Source organism: Kitasatospora sp. NPDC051164 (assembly GCF_044455625.1).
GTDB lineage: Bacteria > Actinomycetota > Actinomycetes > Streptomycetales > Streptomycetaceae > Kitasatospora.
The window spans coordinates 22,925-36,002 of sequence record NZ_JBITFB010000054.1 but is presented as its reverse complement, the minus strand read 5'-3'; the positions used below and the strand labels follow the sequence as shown (position 1 = coordinate 36,002).

Genomic DNA, 13,078 nt, shown 5'->3' with positions numbered 1-13,078 from the left:
AAACGCTCGGCTGGGAAACCCCAGCCGAGCGCCTGCATAAACTCATCGCGGCCCAAACAACCGACCACGTGTTGCAACGACCCCTAGAAACCGCCGTCCGGTGGCGGGGCCCTCGCCCGACAGCTGACGAGTGGTCAGAGGATGTCGGCGGGCACGTACTTGGCGGCCTCCGGGTAGGCGGCCGCGACGGCCTCCACCTGGCGGACCACCTCGGCGACCTGGGCACCAGCCGCACCGGTGAAGGAGAGCTTGTCGGCCAGCAGCGCGTCCAGCGCGGCCCGGTCCAGCGGGATCCGCTCGTCGGCGGCCAGGCGGTCGAGCAGCTCGTTCTCCCGAGCGCCCGCGCGCATCGCCAGCGCGGAGGCGACGGCGTGCTCCTTGATGACCTCGTGCCCGGTCTCCCGGCCGACGCCCGCGCGCACCGCGCCCATCAGCACCTTGGTGGTGGCGAGGAACGGCAGGTAGCGGTCCAGCTCGGCCTCGACCACGGCGGGGAAGGCGCCGAACTCGTCGAGGACGGTCAGGAAGGTCTCCAGCAGGCCGTCGAAGGCGAAGAAGGCGTCCGGCAGCGCGACCCGGCGCACCACCGAGCAGGAGACGTCGCCCTCGTTCCACTGGTCGCCGGCCAGCTCGCCGGTCATCGAGGCGTAGCCGCGCAGGATGACGGCCAGGCCGTTGACGCGCTCGCAGGAGCGGGTGTTCATCTTGTGCGGCATCGCGGAGGAGCCGACCTGGCCCTCCTTGAAGCCCTCGGTGACGAGCTCGTGGCCGGCCATCAGGCGGATGGTCTTGGCCAGGCTGGACGGCGCGGCGGCCAGCTGGACGAGCGCGGTAAGCACCTCGAAGTCCAGCGAGCGCGGGTAGACCTGGCCGACGCTGGTCAGCACGTTGTCGAAGCCGAGGTGCGCGGCGACCCGGCGCTCCAGCTCGGCCAGCTTCTCGGTGTCCCCGCCCATCAGGTCCAGCATGTCCTGGGAGGTGCCGACCGGGCCCTTGATCCCGCGCAGCGGGTAGCGGGCGATCAGCTCCTCCAGCCGGCGGAAGGCGACCAGCAGCTCGTCGGTGATCGACGCGAAGCGCTTGCCCAGGGTGGTGGCCTGCGCGGCCACGTTGTGCGAGCGGCCGGCCATGACCAGCTCGGAGTGCTGGGCGGACAGCGTGGCCAGGCGGACCAGCACGGCGACCGCGCGGTCGCGTACGTGCTCCAGCGACCGGCGGATCTGCAGCTGCTCGACGTTCTCGGTCAGGTCCCGGGACGTCATGCCCTTGTGGATCTGCTCGTGGCCGGCGAGTTCGCTGAACTCCTCGATCCGGGCCTTCACGTCGTGGCGGGTGACCCGCTCACGGGCGGCGATCGAGCCGAGGTCGACCTGGTCGATCACCCGCTCGTAGTCGGCGACGGCGTTCGCCGGCACCTCGACGCCGAGGTCCTGCTGGGCCTTCAGGACGGCGAGCCACAGGTGGCGCTCGAGGACCACCTTGTGCTCGGGGGACCACAGCTGGGCCAGGGTCGCCGAGGCGTACCGGGAGGCCAGGACATTGGGGATCTGGGGCTTCGCGCTCACGCTTCGCAAGGGTAACAGCCGAGGTCACGCCGGACGTCGGCGCCCTGCTCCACCCGGCGGCCGCGGCCGCCGGAACCCGCCGGACCGCTCGGCCCGACGCGGGCCCGCGGTACGGGCGGCGCAGGGCCTACTGCGCGCCGCCCGGCCGGCCGGCCAGCACCGGCAGGACCTGCGTGCAGATCGAGTGCAGGGCGATCCGCTGCTCGTCGTTCATCGCCTCGAACGCCTGGTGGGTACGGCCCATCTCGCTGCGGATGAGGCCCAGGATCTCCCGGCCCTCGGCCGTGATCACCACGATCTTCACCCGGCGGTCACCGGCCGCCGCCGCCCGGTTGGCCAGGCCCAGCGACTCCAGCCGGTCCACGATCCCGGTGACGTTCGACGCGTCGCAGCCCAGCCGTCCGGCCAGCGCGCGCATCGGCACCGGCTCCTGGACCGCGCCCAGCGCCTTGGCCTGCGAGGAGGAGAGCCCGTGCCGGGCCGCGGCCGCCGCGAAGTCCTGGAAATACGCGGCGCCGACGGCGGCCAACGCCTCCATCAGCTCGGCGTTGGTCGGTACGGTCGTCGTCGGTGTCGAACCCATGGGGTCAGGGTACGACCAGGTGCTTCAGCAACTCAAGCTTTGACCGGGGCAACCGTCGCGAGCCGCCTCACACCTTCACAGACATGCACCCGGCGGTCACAGCACCAACTGGTCGAACAGCCGCCGCAGCTCGGCGGCCGGGTCGGCGGTCAGCCCGGTGTGCACCGGCCCCGGCTGGACGATCGCGCTGCGCGGCGCGGTCAGCCAGCGGAACCGCTGCCCGGGGCTGTCCCCCGCCGCCGGGCCCGCCTGCGGCCCGCCCAGGCAGACCGCCTCGATCCCGTGCAGCGCCCGCCGCACCCCCTGCACGTCCGTCACCGGGTCCAGCGCCAGCAGCCGCGCCTGGTCCAGGTGGGTCCGCGCCGCCAGGTGCGAACTCTGCCGGCAGTACAGCAGCACCCCGACGTTGACGCACTCACCGCGCTCGACCCTCGGCACCGCGCGGATCACGGCGTACTCGTAGTCGTGCAGCTCGACGATGGCCGGCAGCGCGGGCGTCGACGACTCGCTCATGCGGGCACCTCCGGCAGCCAGTCACGCGGACCGGCCAGTCGCCCGGTCAGCTGGGAACGGTACGCGGCGCGCACCTCGTCGGGCGAGTCGAAGCCGAACTCGTCCATCAGCCAGACCTCGGGGATCTGCGCCACGGCCGCCTCGATCGCCGTCTCCGCGAGCGGGGCGAGCGCCTTGTCCGCCGACTCCAGGTCGGGCCTGGCGCGCAGCAGCGCATGGTCGGAGGCGTCGTACGGGCGGCGCACCCAGGCGGCGGCACCGGGCCAGTTGTGGTGGAAGATCAGGCTCGCGCCGTGGTCGATCAGCCGCAGCCCGCCGGTCGCCACCAGCAGGTTCGGGTTGCGCCAGGACCGGTCGACATTGCCGATCAGCGCATCGAACCAGAGCACCCGGCCCGCGAGTTCGGGATCCACCTCGAAGCAGAGCGGGTCGAAGTTGAGCGCGCCGCTGACGAAGGCCATCCCGAGGTTGGTCCCGCCACTGGCCCGCATCTGGTCCTGGATCTGATGGTCCGGCTCACTGCGCGCGAGGACCGGGTCCAGGTCGACGGTCACCAGCTCCGGCACCGGCAGCCCGAGCCGCCGCCCCAGCTCCCCGGCCAGTACCTCCGCGACCAGGGCCTTGCGCCCCTGCGCCGCACCGACCCATTTCAGCGCGTACAGCCGCCGATCATCGGCCTCGACCAGGCCCGGCATCGAGCCGCCTTCTCTCAGTGGCGTCACGTACCGGATCGCCGTCACCTCGGGTAGCACGCCCACAGCCTATCGGTGCATCCGTCCCCGCCGTACGCCCACAACCCCTCCCCTCCCTCATCCGCCCCACCCCGCGCACCAACCACCGTCCCAAGCCCCCACCACGGCCCACCCTTCACCCCTCCCTCATCCGCCCCACCCCGGTGGCAGCCCCCGCTGCTCCGTGCGAGTGTGGCGGACAGTAATGGGGACCTTCACGGCAAAGGGATGAGCGATGGAACGACCTCGGATCCTGATCGTGGGCGGTGGCTTCGCCGGCCTGGAGTGCGCCCGCCGCCTCGAACGCAAGCTGTCACCCTCGGAGGCCGAGATCTCGCTGGTCACGCCGTTCAGCTACCAGCTCTACCTCCCCCTCCTCCCCCACGTCGCCGCAGGCGTCCTCACCCCGCAGTCCGTGGCCGTCTCCCTGCGCCGCTCGCTGCGCCGCACCCACATCGTGCCGGGCGGCGCCATCGGCGTGGACCCGGCTTCCAAGGTGTGCGTCGTCCGCAAGATCACCGACGAGGTGGTCGCGCAGAAGTACGACTTCCTGGTGCTCGCCCCCGGCAGCGTCACCCGCACCTTCGACATCCCGGGCCTCACCGACTACGCCCGCGGCATGAAGACGCTGGCCGAGGCGGCCTACGTCCGCGACCACGTGATCGCCCAACTCGACCTCGCCTCGGCCACCCTGGACCAGCGGGAGCGGGAGTCCCGGCTCCAGTTCGTGGTGGTCGGCGGCGGCTACGCGGGCACCGAGACGGCCGCCTGTCTGCAGCGTCTGACCACCGCCGCGTCCCACCGCTACCCGCGGCTGGACGCCCGGCAGATCAAGTGGCACCTGATCGACATCGCCCCGAAGCTGATGCCGGAGCTCGGTGACCCGCTCGGCGAGGCGGCCCTGGAAATCCTGCGGGAGCGCGGCATCGAGGTGTCGCTGGGCGTGTCGGTGGCCGAGGTCGGCGCCGAGTCGGTCAAGTTCACCGACGGCCGGGTGCTCCCCTGCCGGACGCTGATCTGGACCGCCGGGGTGGCGGCGAGCCCACTGATCGGCACCCTGGACGCCGAGACGGTCCGCGGCCGGCTCGCCGTGACGGCGGAGATGCGGGTGCCGCAGTTCGAGGGCGTGTTCGCGCTCGGGGATGCCGCCGCCGTGCCCGACCTGGCGAAGGGCGACGGCGCGGTGTGCCCGCCGACCGCCCAGCACTCCGCCAGGCAGGGCCGCGCGGTGGCGAACAACGTGATCGCCTCGCTCCGCAACCAGCCCCTGGAGCCGTACTACCACAAGGACTTGGGCCTGGTGGTCGACCTCGGCGGCAAGGACGCGGTCTCCAAGCCGGTCGGTGTGGAGCTGCGCGGGGTGCCCGCCCAGCTGGTCGCACGTGGCTACCACCTGATGGCGATGCGCACCAATGTGGCCAAGTTCCGGGTGGGCGCCAACTGGCTGCTCAACGCGACCGCCGGGGACGACTTCGTCCGTACCGGCTTCCTCGCCCGCCAGCCCGCCCGGCTTCAGGATTTCGAGTACACCGACGCCTATCTGACGAAGGATCAGGTGCGGGCGCACGCCCAGTCCCTGCTTGCCAAGGGCTGACCGCGCTCACCAAGTCCTGGTCGCAGCACATCACTTCGGCGCCCCCGCAGCCAAGGCCGCGGGGGCGCCGAAGCATGTGGTCAGCACTCGGTCACAGCGCGCTCAGCGCGCGGTCACCGTATGCCCAGCGCACAGTCACCGCGCGGCGAGGTACATCCCGCTCGCGTCCTGCCCGGCCGTGTTGCGGCACGCGTAGTCACCGCTCGGGCGGCCCCACAGCAGCGTCAGGCAGCGCCCGACCGCCTGCTGGCCGTAGTAGTTGGGGTGCATCGACTCCTGCAGTGCGCCCTGCGTGGAGTTGAGCCCGCCGTCCAGGAAGCGCGCCCACTCGCCGGTGGTCGCGGACGGGCCGGAGCTCGCGGTCGGCTGCTTGGTGGCCGTCGAGCAGACCTCGCGGCCCTGCAGCATGTCCGACAGGTCGAGGAACTGCGCGCCCTTGGATGCGGCGACGCCCGCCAGCGCCTGGGAGATCTGCGGCACCATCGTGTCGCGGGCCCAGTCGGCGTCTCCGTCCCAGAACGGGCAGCCGCCGGTGTCGGACCGGGTCCAACCGCTTTCCGGGTACCGCATCTCGGCGCTGCGCGGAATCGGCGACGGGTAGGACTGCAGCACCAGGCGGTAGTCCGACTGCGCGTAGCCCGCGCCGGCCATCACGGCGCGGATCTCGTCGATCGCCTTGCCGACCCCGGCCATCGCCGTGGGCATCTTGTCGTCGATCTGGGACTGCGCGGAGTCGTGGCAGTACGAGTACCAGATCAGGTAGTCCTGCACGCAGTTGGAGATGATGTCCGCGAAGCCCAGGTCGTTGCCGCCGATCGACAGGGTGAGCAGCTTGACGTTGTTCTGCCGCGCCACGCCGGCGAGTTGGTCGGCCTGCGGGGCCTCGCCCTTGTACGACTGGCCGCCGTTGGAGGCGCGGAAGATGTTCGCGGTGACGGCGCCGGAGCAGGCCAGGTTGATCTCGTTCTGGGCGCCGGTGGAGGCGCTGATCACCTCGGAGACGTCGGAGCGGTCGCAGCCGCTCGCCGCCGTGGCGCCGTAGACCCGCGAGGGGTCGTACGAACTGCCGGTCCAGGCGCGGTCGGTGCCGTTGCGGCTGCCGCTGGTGCCGGCGGAGTTGCCCTTCCAGCGGCCGGCCTCGCCGGAGATGTAGCTGTCGCCGAGCGTGACGCTGGCGGTGGGCCCGGAGGGCACGGCGGCCGGTGCGGCGGAGGCCGGTGTGGCGACGGCCAGGCCCGCGAGGGCGAGCGGGAGGGCGAAGGCTGCGGTGAGCAGCCGTCGGCCGAGTCGAGGTGCGCTGCGGTTGATGCTCGAACAGTTTTCGGGCACTGCGGAACTCCTGCGGCTCGGTCTTCCCGTGGATGGGGAACGGGAAGACGCATAGGTGAGGGTGGGCCGCCGACCGGTGGCGCGATGAAGATGACATGCCCTCGCCTGTTACCGCTAGGTATCTGCAGCAGGTTTCGCTTTTGTTACCGCCGGGTTCAGACCAGACCGGCAACAGGGGACCGGCTGCCGCCCGCCGCGCGCACCCGTCACACCAGCCCCGCCCACCCCACCGGCAGCCCGCCGTTCACCGCCGCCCACCTCGCCGTTCACACCAGCCGGGAGCCGTCCCCGCTCGCTCCCAGCACCGCCGCCAGGTCCTCCGCCAGTTCCCTGGCCTGCGCCGACTCCAGCCGGGCCGTGGTGAACCGCAGCCCCGGCGGCGACTGGATCCGGTACCGCGCGCCGGGCGCCGCGACCCAGCCGCGCTGCACCAGCGCCGCCAGCGCCGAGGTCTCGTCCGGTACCGGCACCCAGACGTTCAGCCCGCTCTGCCCGTGCGCCTCGATCCCGCGTGCCGCCAGCTCGCCCAGCAGGGCGTCCCGCCGGGCCCGGTAGGTCGCGGCCACCCGCGCGACCGGCGCGGCGTCGCTGCGCCACAGCTCGGCGACGGTGCGCTGCAGCAGGTGGCTGACCCAGCCGGCCCCCAGCCGCAGCCGTCCGGACACCCGGCCGATCGTCTCCGGGTCGCCGACCGCCACCGAGACCCGCAGGTCCGGCCCGTACGCCTTGGCCGCCGAGCGCACCACCGCCCAGTGCCGCGACCCGGCCACGGCCAGCGAGTGGAACGGCTGGTCGACCATGCCGTGCCCGTGGTCGTCCTCGATCAGCAGCACCCCGGGGTGCTCGGCCAGGACGGCCTTCAGCGCCTCGGCCCGGCGCGCGGTGAGCGCCGCGCCGGTCGGGTTCTGCGCCCGGCTGGTGACCACCACCGCCCGGGCGCCCTCGGCCAGCGCCGCCGCGAGCGCGTCCGGCAGCGGGCCCTCGTCGTCCAGCCGGACGGGCAGGTGCTTGAGGCCCATCGCGGGCAGCAGGTCGAACAGGCTGCCCCAGCCCGGGTCCTCGACGGCGACCGCGTCGCCGGGGCGCAGCCGGGCGTCGAGGATGCGTTCGATGGTGTCGAGCGAGCCGGAGGCGACGACGATCGGGCCGCCGGGCAGGCCGTCGGCCTCGAAGGAGGCGCGGGCGAGCGCGAGCAGTTCCGGGTCTACGGCCGGGTGTCCGTACAGCACCGGTTCGGCGCGCGCGGCCTCGGCGGCGGCCGCGAGGGCGGGGCCGAGGTCGGGCAGCAGCGCCGGGTCGGGGTTGCCGGCAGACAGGTCCCGGGCGTGCGGGGGGACGGGGATGCGGATCTGGTCGCGCGGGGTGAGCGCGGGCCTGGGGAGGATCCGGCTGCCCTTGCGACCGGCCGTCTCGATCACGCCTCGGTCGCGCAGCAGCCGGTAGGCGGCGGCGACGGTATTGGGGTTGACGCCCAGTTCGGCGGCGAGGTCGCGCAGCGGGGGCAGCGCGGTTCCCGGGGCGAGCAGTCCGCTGCTCACGCCCTGTTCGATGTGCGCCGCGATTTCGCTGGCGCGTCGCCCTTTCAGCGGATAGTCTCCTAGCACAAAGTAAATTATGCACTAGTACATAGAGGATGTCATGTCAGACACCACGGAAGGCTCGCCGACCTACTCCCGTACCCCCAGGACCACCCCCACCCGGTACAAGGACCGGGCCACCTGGGAGCAGGAGGCGATCCACGCCATCCTCGACAGCGCCTACATCTGCCACCTCGGCTTCGTCGCCGACGGCGCCCCCGTGGTGCTGCCGACGATCTACGCCCGGGTCGGCAGCCGGCTATACGTCCACGGCTCCACCGGCAGCCGTCCGATGCGCGGCGCCTCCGGCGAGCAGGGCATGCCGGTCTGCGTCACCGTCACCCAGGTCGACGCGCTGGTGCTGACCAAGTCCGCGTTCAACCACTCGGTGAACTTCCGCTCGGTCGTCGCCCACGGCACCGCCCACCAGGTCACCGACCCCGAGGAGCTGGACGTCGCGCTGGCCGCCCTGGTCGACCACGCGATACCCGGCCGCTCCGCCGAGGTCCGCCCGGCCAACGCCAAGGAGCTCGCCGCCACCGCCGTCCTGCGGCTGGAGCTGGACGAGGTCTCGGCCAAGACCCGCGAGGACGACGCCGCCGACGACCCCGAGGACGCCGACCTGCCGCACTGGTCCGGCCTGATCCCGGTCACCACCGTGCACGGCACCCCCGTTCCGCACGACGACGGCACCATCCCGCTCCCCGCCCACCTGCGCACCTACCCCCGCTGACGAGGAGCGCTCCGATGCTGATCAGGTCCTGGGACCGCGGCGACGAGAACGAGTGGCGCGCCTGGCTGGCCGAGGGCCGCGACTTCGGCCTGCTCGCCGCCAACGGCGGCCCGGGCGAGGGCCCGGTCCTCGTCCCGACGCACTTCCTGCTGGACGCCGAGCACGGCGAGATCCTGCTCCACCTCGCCGCGCCCAACCCGCTGCTGGCCGCCGTCCGGGCCGACCCGCAGGTCACCCTCGCGGTCACCGACGGCTACGCCTTCGCCCCGGGCCACTGGCGCGGCGCCCCCGGCACACCGACCAGCTACTACGCCTCGGTCCACTTCCACTGCACCGCCGAGGTCGTGGAGTCCGCCGCCGGCAAGGCGGAGATCCTCAACCGCCAACTGGCGCACTTCCAGCCCGAGACGCCGGAGGTCCGAGTGGTGCCCGGCGGCGGCGAGTTGGCCCGGCAGCTGCCCGGCCTGCGCGGGCTCCGACTGACCGTGAAGGAGGTGCGGGCCAAGTTCAAGTACGACGACAAGAAGCCCGCCGAGACGCAGTACGCGATGGCCGACCGCCTCGCCGAGCGCGCGGGCGGCGGCGGGCGCGGCCGCGACCAGTACGCCGCCGCCCGTACCCAGCTGCTCCGCCGCCACGAGCGGCGCGCCACCCAACCGGCCACCTCCCGGGGGCGCACCACCACACCGCGCGCCGCCGACTGACCCCGCGTCACCCGATCGGCCCTGAACACGGGCAGGTCGGCCCCGCCGCTGCTCGAATGTGAGACGAGCCCTGCCCACTCCGCGTCAGAGCGGGCCCGTCCACCCCGGGGAGCGCGCGTGTCCACAGTCAACGGCCAACGGGCGGCCGGCGAGGCCCATCTCGGCCACGTGGTGTTCATCTCTGCGGCGGCGGCCATGGGCGGCTTCCTGTTCGGCTACGACAGCGCGGTGATCAACGGTGCGGTGACGGGCATCCAGAAACACTTCGCGGTGGGCCACGGCACCACCGCCTTCGTGGTCGCCATCGCGCTGCTGGGCTCGGCGGCCGGCGCGGTGATCGCCGGCCGGCTCGCCGACAACTTCGGCCGGGTGCGCACGATGCTGCTGGCCGCCGCGCTGTTCGCGGCCAGCGGCATCGGCTCGATGTTCCCGCCGAACATCGAGACCCTCGCCACCTGGCGCGTGATCGGCGGCATCGCGATCGGCATCGCCTCGGTGATCGCGCCCACCTACATCGCCGAGGTCGCGCCGACCGCCTACCGCGGTCGGCTCGCCTCCTTCCAGCAGATGGCGATCGTGCTCGGCATCACCGTCTCCCAGCTGGCCAACTGGGCGCTCAACCAGGCCGCCGGCGGCGAGTCCACCAACCACCTCGGCGGCATCCAGGCCTGGCAGTGGATGCTCGGCGTCGAGGCGATCCCGGCCCTGGTGTACGGGCTGATGGCGCTCGCCATCCCGGAGTCGCCACGCTTCCTGATCGCCGACCACCGCGAGGCGCAGGCCCGCAAGGTGCTGGTCGAGGTCGAGGGCGAGGGCGTGGACCTGGACGCCCGGGTGACGGAGATCCGCGCGGTGCTGGAGTCCGCCCACAAGCCCCGGATGAAGGACCTGCTCGGCGGCCGCTTCGGCCTGCTGCCGATCGTCTGGGTCGGCATCGGCGCCTCGGTGTTCCAGCAGTTCGTCGGCATCAACGTGATCTTCTACTACTCGTCCCTGCTCTGGCAGTCGGTCGGCATCAACGAGTCCAACTCGCTTCTGATCAGCCTCTCCACCTCGATCATCAACGTGATCGGCACGGTGATCGCGATGGCCCTGGTGGACCGGATCGGCCGCAAACCGCTCGCCCTGGCCGGCTCGATCGGCATGGCGGCCGCGCTCTCCACCGCCTCCTGGGCGTTCTCCTTCCGGCACGGCACCGGCGACACGGCCACCCTGGACAACACCCACGCCACCGCCGCCCTGATCGCCGCGCACGTCTTCGTGCTGTGCTTCGCCTTCTCCTGGGGCGTCGTGGTCTGGGTCCTGCTCGGTGAGATGTTCCCCAACCGGATCCGCGCGCTCGCCCTCTCCGTCGCCGCGTCGGCCCAGTGGATCGCCAACTGGGCGATCACCGTCAGCTTCCCCGACCTCGCCGACTGGAATCTCTCGGCGACGTACGCCATTTACGCGGCCTTCGCGCTGCTGTCCATCCCGTTCGTGGTCTTCTGCATCAAGGAGACCAAGGGCCGCGCCCTGGAGGAGATGGGCTGACCCCGCCCCCCACCGCACCCCGCCGCACGCGGCCCGACCCACCGAGAGGAAGCCATGCCCGACCAGCGCGGCTCCCGGCAGAACGTCACCTTCCCGAGCAACGGCCGTACCGCGCACGGGTACCTGGCCCGTCCGCCGCAGGGCGCCGGGCCCGGCCTGGTGGTGGTGCAGGAGTGGTGGGGGCTCACCACGCACGTCGCCACCATGGCCGACCGCTTCGCCGCCGAGGGCTTCACCGTCCTCGCCCCCGACCTGTTCGGCGGTGCGACCACCCACGACCGCACCGAGGCGGCCCGGTTCAAACGCGAACTCCCGGTCGAGCGGGCCGTCGAGGACCTCTCCGGGGCCGTCGACCACCTGCTCTCGCTGGACGGCGTGGTCGGCGACGCCGTCGGCGTGGTCGGCTTCTGCATGGGCGGCGGCTTCGCCCTGCTGCTGGCCGCCCGGGCCGGCGACAAGGTGGCCGCCGTGGCGCCCTTCTACGGCCTCCCGCCCGACCCGGACTTCGACTACCGCGGCCTCACCGCCCACGTCCTCGGCCACTTCGGCGAGCTGGACGGCTCGATCCCGATGACCGCCGTGGACGAGGCCGCGATCCGGATCGGCGAGGCCACCGACGTCCGCCCCGAGATCCACTTCTACCCGGCCGGGCACGCCTTCATGAACGACGAGAACCTCCTCGGCACCTACGACCCCCTGCAGGCCCGGATCGCCTGGCGCCGCACCCTCACCTTCCTCCGGGGCCACCTCGGCTGACGGGGCCGGCCCGGCCCCGCTGCCGGGATCGGCTCGACACCGGCTGGCGGACTCGACCCGGCATCGACTCACCGAGTCGGCCCGGCAGGTGCGCAAACCCGATGGACACCTGTACGAACCCCGGCCATAGTCGCCAGGTGCCCACCCCACCCCCGCGCCCCCGCCGCTTCGCCTGGGCCAGCCGCAACTTCCGCATCCAGACCGCCGCCACCGTGGTCAGCGGCCTGGGCAATGCCGGCGCCCCCATCGCCACCGCCTTCGCCGTCCTCGGCAACGGCGGCACCACCACCGAGGTCGGCTACGTCACCGCCGCCCGCCTGCTGCCCACGGTGCTGCTCCTGGTGCTCGGCGGCGCCCTCGCCGACCGCCTGCCGCGCCACCGGATCATGGTCGCCGCCAACCTGTTCAGCCGCGCCTCCCAGGCCGTACTGGCCGCGCTGGTCCTGGCCGGGAACGCCCGACTCTGGCAGCTGCTGGTGCTCTCCGCCGCCGGCGGCGCCGGCTACGCGCTCTACTCCCCCGCCTCCGGCGGCATGATCATGCAGGCCGTCCCCCAGGAGCAGGCGGCCCGCGCCTTCTCGGTCTTCCGGATGGGCCAGAACGCCTCCCAGATCGGCGGCGCCGCCCTCGGCGGAGCACTCACCGCCGTGGTCGGCCCCGGCTGGGTGCTCGCCCTGGACGCCCTCTGCTTCCTGATCGCCGCCGCGCTGCGCTTCTTCCTGGAGCCGGAGCAGGCCCCCGCCCCCTCGGGCGCCAGCATGCTGCGCGACCTGCGGGAGGGCTGGCGGGAGTTCGCCTCCCGCCGCTGGCTCTGGGTGATCGTGCTCCAGTTCTCCGTCCTGGTCGCCTGCATCGGCGCGGTCGAGTCGGTGTACGGGCCGGCCATCGCCAAGGAGCGGCTCGGCGGCGCCGGCGCCTGGGGCCTGGCGATGTCCGCCTACGGCGTCGGCCTGGTGGCCACCGGCCTGCTGATGGCGCGCTGGCGGCCCCGCCGGATCCTGCTGGTCGGCAACTGGGGGGTGTTCCTGTTCGGCGTGCCCGCGCTGGCCCTCGCCGCCGCCGCACCGCTGCCGCTGCTGATCGCCGCGATGTTCCTCTCCGGCGTCGGCGTCACCGTCTTCGGCGTCAACTGGATGGTCGCGCTCCGCCAGGAGATCCCAGCCGAGATGTTCTCCCGGGTCTCCGCGTACGACGAGCTCGGCTCCTACTCGCTCGCCCCGGTCGGCACCGCGCTGGCCGGCCCGGCCGCCGTGGCGCTCGGCCTGGGTGGCGCGCTCTGGACCTGCGCCGTCGCCTGCCTGGTGCTCAGCGCGGCGGTCCTGCTGGAGCCGCAGGTGCGCCGGCTGAGCCGCCGGAGCACCACCGACGCACCGGTGCACGCCACCGAGCCCGTGCCCACGTCGTGAGCGCCCCGTGCGCCCCTCGTGCGCCCACCGGTGGGCAACCAACGGGACAGGTGGTAT

The 13,078-nt window shown here is 72.9% G+C and carries 12 protein-coding genes; 6 read left to right on the top strand and 6 right to left on the bottom strand.

Translation table 11 applies throughout. The annotated features are described in order from the left end of the window. Positions 1 to 134: 134 nt before the first annotated feature. The 4 genes from purB to ACIBEC_RS44165 all read right to left on the bottom strand — a co-directional run bounded on the left by purB (position 135) and on the right by ACIBEC_RS44165 (position 3,413). Positions 135 to 1,565, bottom strand: a complete 1,431-nt coding sequence (purB, locus tag ACIBEC_RS44180; protein ID WP_360508275.1) for an adenylosuccinate lyase — start codon at positions 1,563 to 1,565, stop codon at positions 135 to 137. A gap of 127 nt (positions 1,566 to 1,692) precedes the next feature. Next, positions 1,693 to 2,148, bottom strand: a complete 456-nt coding sequence (locus ACIBEC_RS44175) for a MarR family transcriptional regulator (protein ID WP_360508272.1) — start codon at positions 2,146 to 2,148, stop codon at positions 1,693 to 1,695. Between the two features lie 96 nt (positions 2,149 to 2,244). Further along, complete coding sequence (locus tag ACIBEC_RS44170) at positions 2,245 to 2,661, bottom strand: DUF3037 domain-containing protein (RefSeq protein ID WP_360508269.1); 417 nt, start codon at positions 2,659 to 2,661, stop codon at positions 2,245 to 2,247. Then, positions 2,658 to 3,413 (bottom strand): HipA family kinase, encoded by a 756-nt coding sequence (locus tag ACIBEC_RS44165; protein ID WP_360508266.1) that lies wholly within the window; start codon positions 3,411 to 3,413, stop codon positions 2,658 to 2,660. Before ACIBEC_RS44165 ends, ACIBEC_RS44170 begins: the two co-directional genes overlap by 4 nt. A gap of 214 nt (positions 3,414 to 3,627) precedes the next feature. Between ACIBEC_RS44165 and ACIBEC_RS44160 the strand changes: the two genes are divergently transcribed. Further along, complete coding sequence (locus ACIBEC_RS44160) at positions 3,628 to 4,986, top strand: NAD(P)/FAD-dependent oxidoreductase (RefSeq protein ID WP_360508263.1); 1,359 nt, start codon at positions 3,628 to 3,630, stop codon at positions 4,984 to 4,986. A 135-nt stretch (positions 4,987 to 5,121) separates the two neighbouring features. Here ACIBEC_RS44160 and ACIBEC_RS44155 read toward each other — a convergent pair whose 3' ends face one another. Together ACIBEC_RS44155 and ACIBEC_RS44150 are read right to left on the bottom strand one after the other, a co-directional pair. Continuing rightward, the gene (locus tag ACIBEC_RS44155) at positions 5,122 to 6,315 is read right to left on the bottom strand and encodes a GDSL-type esterase/lipase family protein (protein ID WP_360508260.1); all 1,194 of its coding nucleotides are present in this window, start codon (positions 6,313 to 6,315) and stop codon (positions 5,122 to 5,124) included. Positions 6,316 to 6,581: 266 nt separating this feature from the next. Then, positions 6,582 to 7,919: an aminotransferase class I/II-fold pyridoxal phosphate-dependent enzyme gene (locus ACIBEC_RS44150; protein ID WP_360508257.1), complete on the bottom strand. Its 1,338-nt coding sequence runs from the start codon at positions 7,917 to 7,919 to the stop codon at positions 6,582 to 6,584. A gap of 34 nt (positions 7,920 to 7,953) precedes the next feature. On the opposite strand from ACIBEC_RS44150, the gene ACIBEC_RS44145 reads away from it, so the two are divergent. From ACIBEC_RS44145 to ACIBEC_RS44125, 5 genes are all read left to right on the top strand, one after another. Continuing rightward, entirely contained in the window at positions 7,954 to 8,625 is a 672-nt protein-coding gene (locus tag ACIBEC_RS44145) for a pyridoxamine 5'-phosphate oxidase family protein (protein ID WP_360508255.1), read from the top strand. Positions 8,626 to 8,639: 14 nt separating this feature from the next. Beyond that, positions 8,640 to 9,329, top strand: coding sequence for an FMN-binding negative transcriptional regulator (locus ACIBEC_RS44140; RefSeq protein ID WP_360508252.1), 690 nt, complete (start codon positions 8,640 to 8,642; stop codon positions 9,327 to 9,329). 117 nt (positions 9,330 to 9,446) lie between these two features. Continuing rightward, entirely contained in the window at positions 9,447 to 10,859 is a 1,413-nt protein-coding gene (locus ACIBEC_RS44135) for a sugar porter family MFS transporter (protein ID WP_360508250.1), read from the top strand. 54 nt (positions 10,860 to 10,913) lie between these two features. After that, complete coding sequence (locus ACIBEC_RS44130) at positions 10,914 to 11,615, top strand: alpha/beta fold hydrolase (protein WP_360508247.1); 702 nt, start codon at positions 10,914 to 10,916, stop codon at positions 11,613 to 11,615. Positions 11,616 to 11,752: 137 nt separating this feature from the next. Next, positions 11,753 to 13,021 carry an MFS transporter gene (locus ACIBEC_RS44125; RefSeq protein WP_360508244.1) on the top strand — a complete coding sequence of 423 codons (1,269 nt, stop codon included), beginning with the start codon at positions 11,753 to 11,755 and terminating at the stop codon, positions 13,019 to 13,021. Positions 13,022 to 13,078 lie beyond the last annotated feature (57 nt).